Here is a 16,999-nt window from a genome sequence, read left to right on the forward strand (position 1 = left end):
CCCCCCTTATTAGGTAAGGCGTACCTTAATCATGACCCTAAAAGTATCTTGACGTCAAGATACTTTTGCTGAGAGCTGAGTCGCATCGGACTGAATGGGAGGTGCTGTGCCCGGCGGTGGTTGACTGACCAGTGATTGTTGAGCAAAATGGACGGTTGTCGTGTTCGTCCGCGAACCTGCCGTGAACAGAAAGCAGCTCAATGATCATCACCGGACTCATCGTCGGCCTCGTCCTCGGATTCGTCTTCCAGCGAGGACGTTTCTGCGTGACCGGCGCCTTCCGTGACCTCACGCTGACGGGGAACACGCGCTGGTTCTCCGCCCTCATCGTGCTCATCGCCGTGCACTCCATCGGCCTGTTCCTGCTCAACAGCTTCGGAGTCATCGCCCTCGAGGCGACGCCGTTCCCGTGGCTGGCCTCGATCGTCGGCGGACTGATCTTCGGCTGGGCCATGGTCTACGCCGGAGGCTGCGCGACTGGCACCTACTACCGTGCCGGTGAAGGACTCGTCGGCAGCTGGTTCGCCCTCATCTTCTATGCGCTCTTCTCCGCGGTGATGAAACTCGGCCCGCTCGCCGGCTTCACCGAAGGCATCCGCGGGATCACCCTGGACGACGGCAGCCTGCAGGCGAGCACCGGCATCAGCCCCTGGGTCTTCGTCGCCATCATCTCTGCAGCGGCGATCTGGCTGACCGTCCACCATGCCCGCAGACTCAAGACTCCGATGGCCACCCTGCCTCCGCGCAAGACAGGCCTGGCGCACCTGCTCACCGAGAAGCGCTGGAACCCCTTCGCCACAGCCGTGGTCATCGGCATCATCGCCACGATCGCCTGGCCGCTCTCCGCCGCCACGGGCCGCAACTCGGGTCTGGGCATCACCACCCCCTCGGCGAACCTCGTCGGATACCTCACCACGGGTGACACTCAGCTCATCGACTGGGGCGTCATGCTCGTCATCGGCATCCTCGTCGGCTCCTTCATCGCCGCCAAGGCCTCCGGCGAGTTCCGGGTCCGCGTGCCGGACAAGAGCGTGATCATCAAGTCGATCATCGGCGGTATCGGCATGGGCGTCGGCGCAGCCATCGCCGGCGGCTGCACCGTCGGCAACGCGATGGTCTCGACCGCACAGTTCGAATACCAGGGCTGGGTGTCGATGGTCTTCATGATCGTCGGCTCCGGAATCGCAGCGAAGGTCTCCATCAAACCGAAGAAGTCGCAGGCCGCAGAGCCCGCGGCGGAAAGCAGGACAGTATGAAGCAAGTACTCGAAACCGACGGCCAGGTCTGCCCCTTCCCTCTCGTGGAAGCCAAGGACGCGATGACCGGTCTGGAAACCGGTGACGAACTCGTCATCAACTTCGACTGCACCCAGGCCACGGAGGCGATCCCGCAGTGGGCCGCCGAGAACGGCTACCCCGTCACCCACTTCGACCGAGTCACCGACGCGAGCTGGACCATCACCGTCCAGAAGGCCTGAATCGCGGGAGACACCAACCACATCGGCCGGCGCAGCTGCAAAGCTGTGCCGGCCGATGCACAATGTCAGTGTCGATGCCTAGACTCAAGACATGAAGATCACGGTTCTCGAAGGCGATATCACCGAGATGGCCGTCGACGCGATCGTCAACGCCGCGAATTCCTCCCTGCTCGGTGGCGGCGGGGTCGACGGAGCCATCCACCGCGCGGCCGGTCCCGCACTCCTCGAAGCCTGTCGCGAGGTCAGGCAGGCCACCCATGTGCGCGGTCTGCCGCCGGGCCAGGCCGTGGCCACCTCGGCGGGGGAGCTGCCCGCCCGCTGGGTCATCCACACGGTCGGCCCGAATCGGACCGCGGGGGAGGCCGATCCTGAGATCCTCGAGTCCTGCTTCGAGTCGAGCCTCAACCTCGCCGAGGAGCTCGGCGCCTCCTCGATCGCGTTCCCCGCCATCGGCGGAGGAGTCTACGGCTGGTCGCCCAGGGACGTCGCCGAGGCGGCTCATTCCATCATCGTCGACGGACGGTCCCGCGGACGTTGGGAATCGATCGACGAGGTGCAGTTCGTTCTCTTCAGCGATCAGATGACCAGCGTGTTCTGCCAGGTCTTCGACCACGATCAGTGGTGATGCCATGAAGGTCAACAGGGTCATTCCTGACATCGCCGTCGACGACCTCGACGCCGCACGGGAGTTCTATGCGGGCTTCCTAGGGCTGAGCAACGAGGAATTCAATCTCGGCTGGGTCGCACGCTTCACCTCTCCGGGTACCGGCGCCAGCGTGCAGGTGCTCACCGACGATGAAACCGGGCAGACGAATCCCGTGGCTTCGGTGCTCGTCGAGGACGTTGATGCCGCCTACGCCGAAGCACAGGAGCAGGGCATCGAGATCGTCCACCCGCTCATCCACGAGAAATGGGGAGTACGGCGGTTCTTCGTCCGCGCCCCCGACGGCAACGTGTTCAATATCGTCGCGCATCCGGAGTGAACCCACGCGGGGCAGTGTTCACTCTGCCCTGTGCCGCACTCTGTGCACGACCGCCACTGCCAGTGTGCTGATGGCGCATCCGGCGGCGATGAGCAGCGGAATTCCGGAGACTATGGCCTCGACGAAATACTCGGGGCCGGTCTGCAGAACCGGACCGACGACCTTGACGAGGAGGAAACCGAGAACGCCGATGAAGAGGAACAGCGCCGCCCTCTTGCCGAGAACCACCGCCAGGGGCTTCGGATACTGATAGGTCTGTGTCGTGCTCATGGTCGATCACCTTATGTTTTCGTCCACGGTCCAAACAATTTGGGCTGTGCCTGCAACGCTACGCCTGCAAGCAGAGTGTGCACTGGGGGTACTGAAGACGTTCGATGGGAGCAGCCGGCGATCACCCGCCTGAAGCACCGCCCGGCCGAACCAGCCCCGTCTCATAGGCGAGCACGATCAGCGCAGCGCGGTCCCGGGCATCGAGACGAGTGAGCAGACGACTGACATAAGTGCGAGCAGTGGCGGGGCTGAGGAAGAGTTCGGCAGCGATCTCGTCATTGGTCAGCCCCCGCCCGATTCCGCTGAGGACCTCGACCTCCCGTTCAGTCAGCTCATCGAGCCCATGCCCGTCCGGATCGGGAGAATGCCCCTCGGCGACGGCCCGCATGACCGCGGCGGTGACAGATGGAGACAACAGGGCATCACCGGCGGCGACCGTGCGGATCGCGCCGCGCAGATCGTCGGGAGAGACATCCTTGAGCAGGTAGCCTGCAGCACCGGCGCGGATGGCGGCGAAGACGTTCTCGTCTTCGTCGAAGGTGGTGAGCATGAGCACCCTGACCTCGTTCAACGCGCCATCGGCGACGATGGCCCGCGTCGCCTCGATCCCGTCCATCACAGGCATGCGGATGTCCATGAGCACGACATCGGGGCGCAGCTCCCGCACATGCGACAGCCCTGACCTCCCGTCCGCCGCCTCGGCGATGACAGAAATGTCTCCGTCGCGTTCGGCCAATGGCCGCAGACCTGCCCGGACCAGCTCCTGATCGTCGACGATGACGACGCGGATCGCCTCGGTCATTCATTCTCCTCCACGTCGATCGGCAGGTGCGCTGTCACAGTGAACCCTTCGTCGCTCGGTTCGGCACCGAGGCGACCCCCGAGCAGCCTCGCCCGTTCCGACATCCCGCGGATGCCGGCACCGATGGCCGTGTCCGCGGTCCCGCCGTGACCGTCATCGTGGATGCGCACGATGAGCTCGTCGCCGCGTACCTGCGCCGAGACACGGGCCGCGCTCGCCCCCGAATGGCGGAACACGTTCGTCACCGACTCCTGGACGATCCGGAAGGCCGCCGTGTCGACTGCTCGCGGCAGCCGTTCGGGGTCGACGTCGGTCTCGACCGTGACTTCGAGGCCGGCGGCTCGGGCAGCTTCGACGACGGTGGAGATCGAGGCCAAACCCAGCGCCGAGGCGGGTCCCGCGTCGGTCTCACCCACGGACTCCTCACGGAGCACCTTGACTGTGCGACGCAGTTCCCGCAGTGCCTCCGAGGTGGCCCCGCGCACCCGTTCGAGTGCGGCCGCACGGTCGTCCGGGTCCACGGCCTCGGCCGCCACGGAGGTATGCAGAGAAGCCACGGACAGGGTGTGGCCGATCGTGTCGTGGAGGTCGCGGGCGATGCGCACCCGTTCGGAGTGCATCCGCGCCTCGGCTGCCCGGGACTCCTCAGCCGTGGTGAGGGCGGCAATGCGCGCCGACTGCATGCGGGTCTCCCGGACCAGGCGAACCACGGAACCCAGGGCGATCGCCGCGGCTGCCAGGGCGAGTTCGGTGACGAAGCCGTACCCGGTCAGTTGGGCTCGCGGATCGAGGTCATCGAACCGGTAGAACGTCGACACGGCAATCAGGACCGCGGCACCGAGCACCGCCCACGAGGTGCGTCGCACCTCGGCAGTGGAGTAGAGGGCACCGACAGCGGGTAGGACCATGCCGATCGGCGGCAGGTTCAGAGCGTAGTAGGCGAAGATCCCGAACACGGTCACGGCCAGAACGATCAGCGGAAGGCGGCGACGCAGGAGCAGCAGGGCTCCGAAGCCGATGGCCCAGGCGACGCCGGGCAACGGGGAGGACTCGGCATCGGCGGCGATGACGAGCGAGATCACCAGGGTCACCGCAACCGCCACGGACACATCGGTCAGCCACGGTTCGAGGCGCTCGCGCTCCTCACCCGTCTCACCCGCAGCTGTAGAACCCATAGTCCAAGACTACGGAGCGTTCGCGCTCACCGCAGTCGTTCGGCGTTGATCGGGCGATCGCCTGCAGGCGATTCGAGCCTTGACTCGGGGCGGAAGGAACTGACGCCTGAGCGTCGATGTGGGAAATCCGGCCGACTGGAAGAGTTGAGGAGATGAATACGACAACACATTCGAAACGTCCCCTGTCCTGGCCGCTCATCGTCGGTCTGTCCTCGCTGGCACTGCTGTGGCCGCTGACCGGACTGTGGCCCATCCTCGGTGACGGTGCCGTCCGCGCGCTCATCCTGCTCGGCCTCACCGGAGCGGTGTGGATCGGGACAGTCGGCTTCGCCCGCGTTGCACGGCCCGTGCTCACCCTGACGATCTGCGGTGCCGCATACGGGTTCCTCAACCTCGCCCTCGGAGGCCTGCTCGCCAGTACCGGAATGACCGGCGCAGGCCCCTCTATGCTCATGGCCTTCATCCCCAGCGTGGCGATGGGCGCCGGCGTCGGCGCGCTTGCCGGGTTGGCTGCGACCGGCATCCAGAAGCTTCTGGGCGGACGGAACGAACGATGAGACCGCGCAGACGCGCCTCGGTCGCAGCCGGTACGGCGGTCACACTGGTCGTTGCGGTCGGGTTGACTGCCTGCGGAGTGTCGACCACCTCGGTGACGGAGGCCGAGTTCACGAACGAACTGGCCATCCCGCCGTTGGCGGAATCGACGGTCGAGAATGGGGTGCGCACCTTCGACCTCACCGCGCAGGCGGGGTAGACGGAGTTTCCCGGTCAGGACGGGCCGACGGAGACCTGGGGGTTCAACGGGGAGTTCCTCGGGCCCACCTTGCGGGCCGAACGCGGGGAGAAGGTCGCCGTCGACGTCGCGAACGACCTCGACGAACCGACGAGCGTGCACTGGCACGGTATGCATCTGCCGGCGACGATGGACGGAGGGCCGCACCAGATGATCGACCCTGGTCAGACGTGGAAACCGCACTGGACGATCGACCAAGCGGCCGCGACCCTCTGGTACCACCCGCATCCGCATGGGAAGACCGAAGACCACGTGTACAGAGGGTTGGCCGGGATGGTCATCCTCGACGATGACGCGACCCGGTCTGCCGAGCTGCCACACGAGTACGGGGTCGATGACCTGCCGCTCATCGTCCAGGACAAGTCCTTCGACGACGGTGAGCTCGAGCTTTCGCACGACGGGGCCGAGCCGGGGATGCTCGGCGACACCGTCATGGTCAATGGCACGATCGGCGGGGTGCAGGAGGTGAGCGCGGAGAAGGTGCGGCTGCGTCTGCTCAACGGATCGACGGCGAGGACGTACGCCTTCGAATTCCCCGATCGGTCGATGGATCTCATCGCCGGTGACGGCGGACTCCTCGACGAACCAGCCGAGGTCGACCAACTCCGGTTGGCGCCGGGGGAGCGCGCCGAGGTGGTCGTCGACTTCACCGCCGGTGAGACGGTGCGGATGCGCTCGGCCGAGGTCGACCTCGGCGGAGTGGCGGTGCCGGCGACGATGGGCGGACACGATTCCTTCGACGTACTCGAATTCCGAGCAGCCGAGACCCTGACACCGGCACCCGAGCCCGCGTGGTCGCCGTCGTCACACGCCGAGGAGGTCGCCCTTGTTGAGGCTGAGACAGCCAAGACCCGTAAGTTCGAACTCGAGGAACGAGAGATCAACGGCGAGCGGATGGACATGAACCGCATCGACGAGGTGGCCTACGTCGGCGACACCGAGGTGTGGGAGGTGCGCAGCACGCAGCCGATCCCGCACAGCTTCCACATCCACGACGTGCAGTTCGAGGTGCTCTCGGTTGATGGAGAGGCGCCGCCGGTGGAGGTGAGCGGAAGGAAGGACACGATCTATCTCGAACCGAATCGCGACTACCGACTGCTCATGCGATTCGAGGATTTCGCCGACCCGACGATGCCGTTCATGTATCACTGCCACATGCTGCTGCACGAGGACGAGGGCATGATGGGCCAGTTCGTCGTCATCGAGCGAGGTCAGGAGGCAGAAGTCGGGGTGCCGCCCGGGCACGAAGGTGCAGGGCACGAGCACTGAGGTGGGTTGATGCTCGCTTGCCTCTGGATGTTCAATTGCCGCCGATGTTCAAGGATCGTGAACATCGGCGGCAATTGAATATCGGTCTGCGAATTGGAGACAGTTCTGTCTATGCAGATATATACCGAGGGTGTCTATTTGTGCATAGGTGAGAGGCGGTCGGCGTGACGGGCGCTGCCTCTCTGGCGTCGGTAGCACATTTTATTGAACACCCGGGTTTGGATCGCCTGACGCGAACCTCACACCGCGGTGTAGCCGCCGTCGATGAGGTAGTAGGCGCCGGTGACGAACGAAGCGTCGTCGGAGAGCAGAAACGATACGACCTTTGCGACTTCATCGGCGGTGCCCAGGCGGCCGAGAGGGTGCTTGGCCTTGAGTCCTTCAAGCGTTTCGGCGTCCAGGCTCGATTCGAGCAGGGGAGTCGTGATGTAGCCGGGGCCGACGGCGTTGATGCGCAAGCCTTCGGCGCCATATTCGGCGGCGGCATTCTTCGTGATGCCGACGACGCCGTGCTTGGCGGCGGTGTAGGCGCCGTTGTTGATCGCAGCGACGGTTCCGTGAACCGAAGCCATATTGACAATCGCGGAATCCTTCGCGCCGGACTCGAGCATGGCCGGGATCTGGAAGCGCATTCCGTAGAGCACGCCGTTGAGGTTGACGTCGATGACCTTGTCCCACGAATCGAGGTCGGTCTCGCCGACGGGCACCTGCTTGCCGCCGATGCCCGCGTTGTTCACGGCGAAGTTGAGTCCGCCGTAGGTGTCGACGGCGAACTTGACGACCTTTTCCGAGTCCTCCCTCGAGGACGTGTCCTGCCGGATCGCCGAGGCGGTGCCTCCGGCCTCGGTGATTTCGCCGGCGGCACGCTCGGCTGCCTCGAGATTGATGTCGGTGATGACGACCTTCGCGCCCTTGGAGGCGAGGTCCTTGGAGATAGCCTCTCCGAGGCCTGATCCGCCTCCGGTGACGATTGCGACCTTGTCCGTGAAATCTGCCATGGTGGTGACTCTCTTTCTCGAAAATCTTCGGGGCCCAGCTGATGTGGCCCTCACCAGGTGTAACGAGGAAGACTCGGAGAACATTCCGCTGTGAGTCGGGCTGTTTGGTCACACGGGGCATTGATCGAGGCCGGCAACAATGGTTCACTGGTTGCAATCTGCAACTAGAATGATGGTCGCCGCGGCTCGAGGGGGAGCGATGGGAAAAGTGGCATGGGGTTTCACCTGTTCGATCGACGGATTCATCGCCGGGCCGGGCCATGACATGTCGTGGCTCTCGGCCTCCGAGCCGAACGCCGAAGGCACCACCGAGGGCTTGGCGTCGAAAGTCGCCGTCATCATCTCCGGCCGCCGCGGCTACGACGCGGCCAAGGTGCAGGCCGCCGAACGCGATGAGCTGACGTCCGAGGCCTACGGGGGAGCCTGGTCGGGCACGGAATTCGTCCTCACCCATCGTCCCGAGGAACTCGCCGGGGACACCTCGGTGACGGCGATGAATTGCACCGTCACCGAGGCGGTCGAGAAGGCCCAGGCCATCGCCGGCGACCGCGACATCCAGATCATCAGCGCCGACATCGCCCGGCAGGCACTCGAGGTCGACCTCATCGACGAACTCCAGGTCTACGTCGCCCCGGTCTTCCTCGGCGACGGCACCCGGATCTTCGACGTTCCCGGCGGCCGACGCGTCGACTGGGTGCTCGAGACGATCGACACAGTGAATCCGCGCAGTTTCGGCCGGACCTACCGGCCCAAGAGGTCTAGCCCTCCCGCCGACTGAGGTCCCAGAGGATGCGCAGCGCTTCCTCGTCGAACTCCTCCCCGGAATCGATGTCGGCGGTACCCTCGCGGACCTCGGAATGGAGCTGCTCCATCCTGCGGTCGAGCTGATCGGAGGCATCGGCCGCCTCGGTGAGTTCGCCGACGAGGCGAGCGGGGACGTCGCCGTCGAACTTGTAGTGGATCTTGTGCTCGAGGCTCGCCCAGAAGTCCATCGCGATCGTGCGGATCTGCACCTCGCAGATGACCGGGGTCGGCCCTCCGATGAGGAACACGGGCACCTCGAGGATCGCGTGCAGGCTGCGGTAGCCGTTGGGCTTCGGGTGGGCGATATAGTCCTTGATCTCGACGACCCGGATGTCGTCCTGCGCCGTGAGCAGCTCGAGCACATGATAGGTGTCGGCGATGAAGCTGCAGGTGATGCGGATGCCGGCGATGTCCGTGATCTTCTCGCGGATGACGTCGGTGTCGAGTGGCAGGCCCCGACGATGCACCTTCTCCAGCAGGCTGCGCGGAGACTTCACCCGCGACGAGATGTGTTCGATCGGGTTGTAGCTGCGCGCATAGATCGATTCCTCGCGGAGGATCGACAGTTTCGTGAGGACCTCGTTGACGACGAAGCGGTGGTGCATGAGCATCCTCGAGAATTCCAGCCGCAGGGTGCGAATGCTCTCGATCTGCTGAGGGGTCATAGCGGTGTCTGTTGGCGTCATCTCTCTCCCGATCTCATGGGTGGCATCAGTGTATCGGCGGAATATCTGTTCTGCGTCAGTGCCGAGGAGTACCGTTTTGGCATGTGCAGAAACATCAGGACCCTCCATAATTTCGAGCCCGCCGCCACCTCCGACGAAGTCCACGCCGCCGCCCTGCAGTACGTGCGCAAGATCGCCGGTACGACGAAGCCCTCGCAAGCCAATGTCGAGGCCTTTGACTTCGCGGTCGAAGAGATCGCGCACACCACCCAGCACCTCCTCGACGCGCTCGTGACGAATGCGCCGCCGAAGAACCGTGAAATCGAGGCCGAGAAGCGACGAGCCAGATTCGCGGCCCGGACCGGCTGACTCAGCCGGCGAAGCGACGATCGGCCGAAAGGTCCTGCGTGATCCTCGCCGAGGCGGTCCGCAGGACCCGCATGATCGCGGGCACGCCTTTCCGGTGCTCCGAATCTATGACGACCCCGAGCCCGGCGATCGCCGCCCCGCCGGCGTCGAAGACGGGAACCGTGATTCCCGTCGTGCCCTCATCGATATGGCCGGAGAGTTCGGCGAAATGGTGAGAACGGATCGAGGTGAACATCGTGCGCAGAGCGGCCGGATCCGTCGTCGTCTTCTCCGTGATCGCGGACAGGGGCCCGCGCAGATATGCCTCGCGCACATGTTTGGGTGCATACGCCAGCAGCACGAGCCCACACGAAGACGCATGTGCCGGCAGTCGACCGGCAGTCTTCGAGCGGTGCACGACCGCATTGGGCGCCGACATGCGCTCGATGATGAGCACCTCGCGTTCGCGCAGGATGCCCAGCTGTGTGTTCTCGCCGACGAACTCATGCACGCCCATCATATGCGGCCTTGCCACTGACGCCAGATCGACGGCGTCGGAGGCGCGATTGGACAGCTCCCACATTCCGACTCCGATCCGGATGCGGCCGTTGGGATCGCGTTGGAGCAGATCATGGCGCATCATCTCACCGATGAGCCGGTAGGCCGTCGACTTCGGCAGTTCGGCACGTTCGGCGATCTCGTCGGTGCTCAGGCTCTGATGATCCGGGTCGAAGGATGCGAGCACGCGCACGAGTCGATCGATCATCGAGTCGCCGGAAGGAGAGTTCGCCATGCCTCGAATTCTAGCGGTTCTCAAGAAAAATTCTCAATGAATGGGAGCACTGTGGCTTCGGGTGGTGCGGGTCACTACTCTGACGAGAGGCGCACCACAGTCCTTCGTCGACTGTGCCCGCAGATCGGCTCGTTGCACGGAACCACAGACATGACCCGCCCCGACAAAGAAGTGAGGACAGACAATGACTGATTTCCTGGGAACCGACTGGCACGAGAAGATCTTCACAGGCACCTGGACCGCAGGCTCCGGCGAGACCTACGACGTCATCGAACCGGCCACGGGTGAGACCCTCGGCCGCCTCGGCGCCGCCAGCGCCGACGACGTCACCGCCGCCGCCACGCGAGCCGCATCTGCACAGAAGGAATGGGCGAGGACCACTCCGGCCGAAAGGGCCGCAGTGCTGCGCCGTGCCGGTGCCCTGTGGGCCGAACACGCCGATGAGCTCGCCGGATGGATCATCCGCGAAGCCGGCTCCATCCCGCCGAAGGCCGCACTCGAACTCTCCTCGGCCGAAGCCATCTGCTTCGAATCCTCCGCCCTGCCCAGCCACCCAAAGGGGCAGGTGCTCACCTCGAACGAACCCCGCTGGTCCTTCGCCCGCCGAGTGCCCGCCGGAGTCGTCTCCGTCATCGCCCCGTTCAACTTCCCCCTCATCCTCGCCATGCGCTCCGTCGCCCCGGCCCTGGCCCTGGGCAACGCGGTCCTGCTCAAGCCGGACCCCCGCACCGCCGTGTGCGCCGGAGTGGCGATCGCGAAGGTCTTCGCCGAGGCGGGACTGCCCGAAGGACTGCTCCAGGTCCTGCCGGGCGGCCTCGACGCCGGTGAAGCCGTCGTCGCCGCACCCGAGGTCTCCGTCATCTCGTTCACCGGCTCCACGGCGGCCGGACGCAAGGTCGGCGAAGCCGCCGGTCGCCTCCTCAAACGCTGCCACCTCGAACTCGGTGGAAACAATGCGCTCGTAGTCCTTCACGGAGCCGAGGTCGGTCCGGCCACCTCGGCGGGGGCCTTCGGATCGTGGATGCACCAAGGCCAGATCTGCATGACCACAGGCCGCCACCTCGTCCACGAATCCATCTACGACGAATACGTCGAACAGCTGGCCGAACGCGCCCGCAATCTGCCGGTCGGCAACCCCGCCACCGAGGAGGTTGCGATCGGACCGATCATCGACGAGAAGCAGCGCACCCACGTCCGCGACATCCTCGACAAAGCCACCGCCGACGGTGCCACACTCGTCGCCGGAGGACCGGGCGAAGGCGCCTTCGTCCCGCCCACAGTGCTCACGGATCTCAGCCCTTCGAACCCTGTCTGGGCGCAGGAGATCTTCGGACCCGTCGCCCCGGTGGCCCGATTCTCCACCCTCGACGAAGCCGCCGAGATGGTCAACGCCAGCGAATACGGACTCTCCTTGGGCATCCTCGGCGATGTGGGCATGGCCATGGACCTGGCCGACCTCGTCGACACCGGGAAGGTCCACATCAACGAACAGACCGTCTCCGATGAGGCCAACGTCCCCTTCGGCGGAATGAAGGACTCCGGCAACGGATCCCGTTTCGGAGGCGCCGAGGCCAATATCGAAGCCTTCACCGAAACCCAATGGGTGACGATGCGCTCATCCATCGCGCCCTACCCGTTCTGACCCGCACGACAACACCCCGGAGACACCGATGTCCGCAACCACCCCGTCCGCATCCATGACCAGTACCGCCCCTGCGGGTCGCTGGCCGGCCGTCCTGTGCTGGCTGGCCGTCGCCTTGGAGGGCTTCGACCTCGTCGTCCTCGGTGCGGTCATCCCCGAGCTGCTGGCCACCGAGGCCCTCGGATTCACCCCCGAGGCGGCCACGATGGTGGCCACGCTCAGCCTCGTCGGCGTCGGCCTCGGTGCCGTGGCCGTCGGACCGGTCGTCGACCGCATCGGACGCCGATGGACGATCATCGCCTGCGTCATCGGCTTCAGCGTCTTCACCCTGCTCGTCGCCTTCGCCCCGAGCGTCGCACTGTTCACGACGTTCCGGTTCATCGCCGGACTCTTCCTCGGCGCCGTGATGCCCAGCTGCCTTGCCTACATCGGCGAATACACGAAGGCCGGCAACACCGCCAAGGCGACGACGCTGACGATGACCGGCTACCACGCCGGGGCCGTCGCGATCTCGCTGCTCGCCGTTGCGTATTCCCACAACTGGCATCTGCTCTTCCTCGCCGGCGGAATCGCCGGCCTGGTCATGGTTCCCCTCCTGGTCTGGAAGCTGCCCGAATCCCAGGCGTTCCTCGCAACTCAGGAGGCGAAGCGGAACCCGGCGGCCGCCTCGGCGCAGACCCGCGAAACCGAGGCGAATGATCCCACCGGCACCGTGGATGCGACGGCGAAGACGGGGATGGCAGGTCTCTTCGAGGGCAAGCTGGCACTGGTGACCATCGGCGTGTGGGCGGCGAGCTTCATGGGGCTCCTGCTGGTCTACGGGCTCAACACCTGGCTGCCGAAGATCATGGCCGACGCCGGCTACGAGGTCTCGGACTCCCTCGTCATGCTCTTCGTCATGAACATCGGCGCCGTCGTCGGACTCGTCCTCGCCGGCTGGCTGGCCGACAAGCACGGGACGAAGAAGATCGTGCTCATGTGGTTCGTCCTCGCTGCGATCTTCCTCGCCGCACTGTCGATCCCGATGACAAGCCAGGTCCTGCTCAACATCGCCGTGTTCATCACCGGAGTCTTCGTCTTCTCCGCCCAGGTACTCGTCTACGCCTTCGTCTCTGCGATCTACCCGGCTCAGGCCCGCGGCACCGCACTCGGCATGGCCTCGGGCATCGGGCGCATCGGCGCCATCGTCGGCCCCTTCATCACCGGCACCCTGGTCACCGCCGGGATCGCCTATCCGTGGGGCTTCTACCTCTTCGCGGTCGTCGCGATCCTCGGGTTCGCGTCGATGGTCATCGTGCCCAGGGCGGTGAAGTGAGGTCAGTGCCGCGCTGATGCCAGTACCTTGAGGGCATGACTGAGCGGAACGCCGCCACGTTCGCTCGCGGCGGCACAAGCAAGGGTCTCTTCTTCGTCGAATCCGGACTGCCTCCGCTGGGCTCGGACAGTGACCATACGGCGTGGGACAGGCTGTTCGCCTCGGCGAGGGACGGGCTCGACCTGGACTACACCTTCGGTCAGGTCTCCGTCAGCGAGGCGGCTGTCGACTGCTCCGGCGACTGCGGAAATCTGTCGTCCTGGGTCGTTCCCTTCGCTCTGTCGGCCGGGCTGATCAGCGCCGCCGATGGGCGGCACGTTTTTCGCCTGTTCAACACGAACACTGAGAAACTCGTCGACGTGGGACTCACCATCAGTGACGGGCAGGCCGAATCTCCGGAGGAGACCGACGCAAACTCGCACGCGATGGGCATGCTCGCGGAGCTGCGCCGCAACGCCGCGGTCAGGATGGGACAGTGCAAGACGCCGGAGGAAGCCTCAGACGTCGTCTCGAAGGTCGCCGTCGCCACCGAACCGAAGCCCACTCGACTGCTCGACGGAACGACCCCGGCCACCGAGGGGGCCGATCTGCCCGTGCGGATGATCTCCATGGGGCAGACGTACAAGGCCGTACCCGGGGCCGTCGGGCCGGAAATGCGGCTGGCTATCCCCTCTGGCGTGGTTACGGCCGGTGCCGTCTTCGATGCGGACACGGTGACGGCCACCTCCCTCTTCCGCACGGCACGAGTGCTCATGCGGGGGCAGGTGGCCGTCACCGACTGGGTATCACCAACCGTTGTGGCGGCCGTTCTTCCCGGCGTTCTTGCCTCCGGGATGGTCGCCGTCGCGGCTGCCCCAGTGATTGCCGTTCTTGCCAGCGTTCTTCTCGCCGAGGTGGTCGCTTGATCCATCGGCGTCATCGGCCGCGTCCGCTCCGGCGTCATCGTCCCCGCCCTCATCCGAGGAGTCGAAGAGACCGACGACGACCGGATCGTGGTCGGAGGCACGGAACTGATCCGGTGCGTAGAGGTCGGAGATGTTGTAGTTGAAGCGGCTGTATTCGAGCGCCAGGGACTCGACCGAGTTGATGTTCCAGACATCGGCACCGGTGACCGAGTCGAAGGCCGTTGCATCCGTGCTGTCCGAGGCGTCGAGGGCGAGGACATGGTCGAGGCTGCCTGTGCGCGAACCGAAGACATACGTGGATTCGTCCGTCTTCTCCGCCGCTATGTCCTTGTATCCGGCCTCGTAGAAGACCTGCATCGGGTCCTCCTGAGTGTAGGAATTGAAATCGCCGAGGAGGTAGACCAGGTCGCTGTTCGTTGCCTCCTGTTGGTCATCGGCGAACCCGACGAGCGCTTCGGCCTGCTTCACGCGGTCGGCGTTCGACGCGCCCTGACCGTCACCGGAGTCTTCGTTGCCCGGACCTGACCCGGATCCCTTGGACTTGAAGTGGTTGGAGATCGTCACGAAGGTCTTGTCCCTTTCGATCTCACCGGTACCGTCCTTCGGGGCGAACGCCTGGGACAGGGGTTCGCGGGCATTGGAGAACGCATCCTGATCGTCAAGGATCGTGGATTCGTTCTGCGGGGCCACCTCGGTGGGTTGGTAGATCAGGGCCGTGCGGATGACATCCTCGTCGGACGGAACGGCGGCAGGGGAGTCGACGAAGTCCCATTTTTCGGTTCCGGCGGCCTCGTTGAGGCGCTTGACCAGGGTCGCCAGGGCATCGTCGCGGTCCTTGCCGAACGCGGCGGAATTCTCGATCTCCATGAGCGATACCACCGAGGCGTCGAGCTTGTTGATCGCGGTGACGATCTTCGTCTCCTGACGTTTGAGACTCTCCGCGTTTGCGGCACCGCGGGCATCGCAGCCGCCGCGGACGGTGATGTGGTTGCCCTCACGGTCGTCGTAGTACTGGCAGCCAGAGAGCTGGTCACCGGTGGTGGTGAAGTAGTTGAGGACGTTGAAGCTGGCGAGGCTGACCTGCCCGTTGACGGCCTCGGGAGTCTCGGTGCGAGTGTCGGTGAAAGTGGTCGGCTGCACAGCCTCGGCGTTGTCCCCGGTCAGACGGGTCGTCGGCTGGAATCGCCACTTCTCGTGATCGAAGCCGAGGACGACGGGGGAGGTGAAGTTCGCCTGCGCACCGACGCGGACCGGGTCCTCCTTGCTGAGGTAAGGCAGGGGGATGTCCGTATCGGCTTTGAGGAAGTTCACGGTGGCGCCGTCGTCGAGGACGACCTCACGGTCGAGGTTCTCGGCTTCCAGGGCCTTCGCCTCGGGGGTGCCGGGGCGGTGGACGTCGGTGGGTTGGTCGAGCGTGCCCTCACCGGTGGCAAGGACGACCTCGCCGTACGTGTTCGTGTTGTAGTTGTCGGCGACGGTCAGCGATTCGCTCGGCTGCAGGAGCATGCCTTCGAGGGATTCGCGCTTCTCATCTCCTGCAGGAAAGGCGTCTTCGACGGGTTTGACCGCCTCGGCGGGTTCGTCGACCGTTTTGAGACCGGACGCGGTTACGGAGATCTGGGTCTGACCGTAGTGTTCGGATACGGTGCCGGTGACCTCGACGTGGTCATTGATGGTGATATCGGCGACGGTGTCGGGAGAGTAGACGAAGATTCCGTCGGATGCTGCACCGTCGGCACGGTCGGCTCCTCCGGCGCCCGGAGTCTGGATGTAGTAGCCGTTCAGTCCGCCCTCGGGGTAGGCGGCGGTGACGACACCGCGGGTGGTCACGGTCTTGCCTTGGACGGGGCTGGCGTCGCCGGTGCCCTGGATGTCGGCGATCGGCGTGACGCCTTCGGGAATTTCGCCGTCATCGTCGCCGTCGTCGCTGCCGTCGGGCAGGGCGTTCGGGGTGGGTGCCGCCGATTTCCATGTGCCGCCGGTGAGCTGGATCGACTGGCCGCCGGCGGCAATCGCGCCGGTCGGTTCAGCTTCCTGGCCGATGACGGGAGCAGGGGTGAAGGTGTTCTTCGTGCCGGTGACGCCCTTGCCGTCGACGGCGCCGCCGATCTGCCGGAAGTCGACCAGCTCACCGTCATCGTCGATGACGAAGGCGCTCGAACCGTACTCGCCGTCGGCGGCCGAGCCGGCCTTGACGGAGTTCGTGATCGGCACGTCGATCGCGACGGCACCGGAATCGCCGACCGTCGTGTCCTCGGGCACGGTGACGGTGTTCTCCTGCGCCTGGACGCTGCCGCCGCGTGTCACCGAACCGAAGGTCCACCCGGAGATGTCGGTGCCGGGGTCGGCGGCGACTTCGATGAAGTCGGTCGCGAGGGTGTAGGCGATTTCGGAGATGCGGATGTCGCTGTCTGCGGCGGCATCTGCTGCGACTGCCGGTGCGAGGGGGAGGGCCAGGCCCGCGACGAGGCTGAGCGCCGCGGCGGAAGAGAGAGTGGTCGTGACTTTCATGGGAGCCTTTCGGGCGGATGAGCGGCTGTGCGCACCGTGACGATCACGTGCGCAGTCCCTTGCACCCTAGCGGCTCACTCATCGACGACAGCGGCGAAGATGTGAACAACTTGTGAACTGTCGAACAGTCCACTGAGTGCCGCGGGTGGCATTCATCTTACACAACTCGCCCTGCCCCAGAACTACCTGACGGCGGCTCAGCAACCTCGCGCGAGGTTGCTGAGCCGCCGTCAGGTAGTAATTAGGAGG

The 16,999-nt window shown here is 65.2% G+C and carries 19 protein-coding genes and 1 pseudogene; 13 read left to right on the forward strand and 7 right to left on the reverse strand.

Annotated elements, in window-relative coordinates:
• Window positions 1-200: 200 nt before the first annotated feature.
• The 4 genes from D3I60_RS04225 (at window position 201) to D3I60_RS04240 (ending at window position 2,460) form a co-directional block, all read left to right on the forward strand.
• Entirely contained in the window at window positions 201-1,256 is a 1,056-nt protein-coding gene (locus tag D3I60_RS04225; RefSeq protein ID WP_262774886.1) for a YeeE/YedE family protein, read from the forward strand.
• Complete coding sequence (locus D3I60_RS04230) at window positions 1,253-1,477, forward strand: sulfurtransferase TusA family protein (RefSeq protein WP_262774887.1); 225 nt, start codon at window positions 1,253-1,255, stop codon at window positions 1,475-1,477. Before D3I60_RS04225 ends, D3I60_RS04230 begins: the two co-directional genes overlap by 4 nt.
• 91 nt (window positions 1,478-1,568) lie before the next feature.
• On the forward strand, window positions 1,569-2,102 hold the full coding sequence (locus D3I60_RS04235) for an O-acetyl-ADP-ribose deacetylase (RefSeq protein WP_262774888.1): 534 nt from the start codon (window positions 1,569-1,571) through the stop codon (window positions 2,100-2,102).
• Window positions 2,103-2,106: 4 nt separating this feature from the next.
• Entirely contained in the window at window positions 2,107-2,460 is a 354-nt protein-coding gene (locus tag D3I60_RS04240) for a VOC family protein (protein WP_262774889.1), read from the forward strand.
• An 18-nt stretch (window positions 2,461-2,478) separates the two neighbouring features.
• Here the strand turns inward: D3I60_RS04240 and D3I60_RS04245 are convergent, their stop codons facing one another.
• From D3I60_RS04245 to D3I60_RS04255, 3 genes are all read right to left on the reverse strand, one after another.
• Complete coding sequence (locus D3I60_RS04245) at window positions 2,479-2,730, reverse strand: hypothetical protein (protein WP_262774890.1); 252 nt, start codon at window positions 2,728-2,730, stop codon at window positions 2,479-2,481.
• Window positions 2,731-2,851: 121 nt separating this feature from the next.
• Window positions 2,852-3,532, reverse strand: coding sequence for a response regulator (locus D3I60_RS04250; protein WP_262774891.1), 681 nt, complete (start codon window positions 3,530-3,532; stop codon window positions 2,852-2,854).
• Window positions 3,529-4,707 (reverse strand): sensor histidine kinase, encoded by a 1,179-nt coding sequence (locus D3I60_RS04255; protein ID WP_262774892.1) that lies wholly within the window; start codon window positions 4,705-4,707, stop codon window positions 3,529-3,531. The genes D3I60_RS04250 and D3I60_RS04255 overlap by 4 nt, the downstream gene beginning before the upstream one ends.
• Window positions 4,708-4,859: 152 nt before the next feature.
• On the opposite strand from D3I60_RS04255, the gene D3I60_RS04260 reads away from it, so the two are divergent.
• The 4 genes and pseudogenes from D3I60_RS04260 (at window position 4,860) to D3I60_RS19130 (ending at window position 6,769) form a co-directional block, all read left to right on the forward strand.
• Window positions 4,860-5,264, forward strand: coding sequence for a hypothetical protein (locus D3I60_RS04260; RefSeq protein WP_262774893.1), 405 nt, complete (start codon window positions 4,860-4,862; stop codon window positions 5,262-5,264).
• Entirely contained in the window at window positions 5,261-5,461 is a 201-nt protein-coding gene (locus D3I60_RS04265) for a hypothetical protein (protein WP_262774894.1), read from the forward strand. Before D3I60_RS04260 ends, D3I60_RS04265 begins: the two co-directional genes overlap by 4 nt.
• Window positions 5,462-5,494: 33 nt before the next feature.
• A pseudogene (locus tag D3I60_RS19125) lies at window positions 5,495-5,782 on the forward strand (multicopper oxidase domain-containing protein); the annotation flags it as partial.
• Entirely contained in the window at window positions 5,774-6,769 is a 996-nt protein-coding gene (locus D3I60_RS19130) for a multicopper oxidase family protein (protein WP_346659547.1), read from the forward strand. The pseudogene D3I60_RS19125 and the gene D3I60_RS19130, both read left to right, overlap by 9 nt.
• Window positions 6,770-7,008: 239 nt before the next feature.
• On the opposite strand, the gene D3I60_RS04280 is transcribed toward D3I60_RS19130, so the two are convergent.
• Window positions 7,009-7,767 (reverse strand): SDR family NAD(P)-dependent oxidoreductase, encoded by a 759-nt coding sequence (locus D3I60_RS04280; RefSeq protein ID WP_262774895.1) that lies wholly within the window; start codon window positions 7,765-7,767, stop codon window positions 7,009-7,011.
• Window positions 7,768-7,966: 199 nt separating this feature from the next.
• On the opposite strand from D3I60_RS04280, the gene D3I60_RS04285 reads away from it, so the two are divergent.
• Window positions 7,967-8,545 carry a dihydrofolate reductase family protein gene (locus D3I60_RS04285; RefSeq protein ID WP_262774896.1) on the forward strand — a complete coding sequence of 193 codons (579 nt, stop codon included), beginning with the start codon at window positions 7,967-7,969 and terminating at the stop codon, window positions 8,543-8,545.
• Here the strand turns inward: D3I60_RS04285 and D3I60_RS04290 are convergent.
• Window positions 8,526-9,257, reverse strand: a complete 732-nt coding sequence (locus D3I60_RS04290) for a GTP pyrophosphokinase (protein ID WP_262774897.1) — start codon at window positions 9,255-9,257, stop codon at window positions 8,526-8,528. The genes D3I60_RS04285 and D3I60_RS04290 overlap by 20 nt on opposite strands.
• 81 nt (window positions 9,258-9,338) lie before the next feature.
• On the opposite strand from D3I60_RS04290, the gene D3I60_RS04295 reads away from it, so the two are divergent.
• A complete protein-coding gene (locus D3I60_RS04295; protein ID WP_262774908.1) occupies window positions 9,339-9,605 on the forward strand; it encodes a DUF2277 domain-containing protein in 267 nt (88 codons plus the stop codon).
• A 1-nt stretch (window position 9,606) separates the two neighbouring features.
• Here the strand turns inward: D3I60_RS04295 and D3I60_RS04300 are convergent, their stop codons facing one another.
• On the reverse strand, window positions 9,607-10,377 hold the full coding sequence (locus D3I60_RS04300) for an IclR family transcriptional regulator (protein ID WP_262774898.1): 771 nt from the start codon (window positions 10,375-10,377) through the stop codon (window positions 9,607-9,609).
• Window positions 10,378-10,561: 184 nt separating this feature from the next.
• Here D3I60_RS04300 and D3I60_RS04305 point away from each other — a divergent pair, with 184 nt between their 5' ends.
• From D3I60_RS04305 to D3I60_RS04315, 3 genes are read left to right on the forward strand one after another with little or no spacing between them, the layout of a single operon-like run.
• Window positions 10,562-12,019: a benzaldehyde dehydrogenase gene (locus tag D3I60_RS04305; protein ID WP_262774899.1), complete on the forward strand. Its 1,458-nt coding sequence runs from the start codon at window positions 10,562-10,564 to the stop codon at window positions 12,017-12,019.
• 28 nt (window positions 12,020-12,047) lie between these two features.
• Window positions 12,048-13,334, forward strand: coding sequence for an MFS transporter (locus D3I60_RS04310; protein ID WP_262774900.1), 1,287 nt, complete (start codon window positions 12,048-12,050; stop codon window positions 13,332-13,334).
• A gap of 35 nt (window positions 13,335-13,369) precedes the next feature.
• Window positions 13,370-14,239 carry a PrpF domain-containing protein gene (locus D3I60_RS04315; protein ID WP_262774901.1) on the forward strand — a complete coding sequence of 290 codons (870 nt, stop codon included), beginning with the start codon at window positions 13,370-13,372 and terminating at the stop codon, window positions 14,237-14,239.
• Here D3I60_RS04315 and D3I60_RS04320 read toward each other — a convergent pair.
• Window positions 14,120-16,750, reverse strand: coding sequence for an ExeM/NucH family extracellular endonuclease (locus tag D3I60_RS04320; protein ID WP_262774902.1), 2,631 nt, complete (start codon window positions 16,748-16,750; stop codon window positions 14,120-14,122). The two genes, D3I60_RS04315 and D3I60_RS04320, sit on opposite strands and share 120 nt — an antisense overlap.
• Window positions 16,751-16,999: the final 249 nt, after the last annotated feature.

This window comes from Brevibacterium permense (genome assembly GCF_025506275.1).
GTDB classification, from domain to species: Bacteria; Actinomycetota; Actinomycetes; order Actinomycetales; family Brevibacteriaceae; genus Brevibacterium; species Brevibacterium permense_A.

Excerpts from the sequence above, each read along its gene's own strand:
- D3I60_RS04225 (WP_262774886.1), top strand. The coding sequence starts at position 201 with ATGATCATCACCGGACTCATCGTCGGCCTCGTCCTCGGATTCGTCTTC.
- D3I60_RS04230 (WP_262774887.1), top strand. The coding sequence starts at position 1,253 with ATGAAGCAAGTACTCGAAACCGACGGCCAGGTCTGCCCCTTCCCTCTC.
- D3I60_RS04235 (WP_262774888.1), top strand. The coding sequence starts at position 1,569 with ATGAAGATCACGGTTCTCGAAGGCGATATCACCGAGATGGCCGTCGAC.
- D3I60_RS04240 (WP_262774889.1), top strand. The coding sequence starts at position 2,107 with ATGAAGGTCAACAGGGTCATTCCTGACATCGCCGTCGACGACCTCGAC.
- D3I60_RS04245 (WP_262774890.1), bottom strand. The coding sequence starts at position 2,730 with ATGAGCACGACACAGACCTATCAGTATCCGAAGCCCCTGGCGGTGGTT.
- D3I60_RS04250 (WP_262774891.1), bottom strand. The coding sequence starts at position 3,532 with ATGACCGAGGCGATCCGCGTCGTCATCGTCGACGATCAGGAGCTGGTC.
- D3I60_RS04255 (WP_262774892.1), bottom strand. The coding sequence starts at position 4,707 with ATGGGTTCTACAGCTGCGGGTGAGACGGGTGAGGAGCGCGAGCGCCTC.
- D3I60_RS04260 (WP_262774893.1), top strand. The coding sequence starts at position 4,860 with ATGAATACGACAACACATTCGAAACGTCCCCTGTCCTGGCCGCTCATC.
- D3I60_RS04265 (WP_262774894.1), top strand. The coding sequence starts at position 5,261 with ATGAGACCGCGCAGACGCGCCTCGGTCGCAGCCGGTACGGCGGTCACA.
- D3I60_RS19130 (WP_346659547.1), top strand. The coding sequence starts at position 5,774 with ATGGTCATCCTCGACGATGACGCGACCCGGTCTGCCGAGCTGCCACAC.
- D3I60_RS04280 (WP_262774895.1), bottom strand. The coding sequence starts at position 7,767 with ATGGCAGATTTCACGGACAAGGTCGCAATCGTCACCGGAGGCGGATCA.
- D3I60_RS04285 (WP_262774896.1), top strand. The coding sequence starts at position 7,967 with ATGGGAAAAGTGGCATGGGGTTTCACCTGTTCGATCGACGGATTCATC.
- D3I60_RS04290 (WP_262774897.1), bottom strand. The coding sequence starts at position 9,257 with ATGACGCCAACAGACACCGCTATGACCCCTCAGCAGATCGAGAGCATT.
- D3I60_RS04295 (WP_262774908.1), top strand. The coding sequence starts at position 9,339 with ATGTGCAGAAACATCAGGACCCTCCATAATTTCGAGCCCGCCGCCACC.
- D3I60_RS04300 (WP_262774898.1), bottom strand. The coding sequence starts at position 10,377 with ATGGCGAACTCTCCTTCCGGCGACTCGATGATCGATCGACTCGTGCGC.
- D3I60_RS04305 (WP_262774899.1), top strand. The coding sequence starts at position 10,562 with ATGACTGATTTCCTGGGAACCGACTGGCACGAGAAGATCTTCACAGGC.
- D3I60_RS04310 (WP_262774900.1), top strand. The coding sequence starts at position 12,048 with ATGTCCGCAACCACCCCGTCCGCATCCATGACCAGTACCGCCCCTGCG.
- D3I60_RS04315 (WP_262774901.1), top strand. The coding sequence starts at position 13,370 with ATGACTGAGCGGAACGCCGCCACGTTCGCTCGCGGCGGCACAAGCAAG.
- D3I60_RS04320 (WP_262774902.1), bottom strand. The coding sequence starts at position 16,750 with ATGAAAGTCACGACCACTCTCTCTTCCGCCGCGGCGCTCAGCCTCGTC.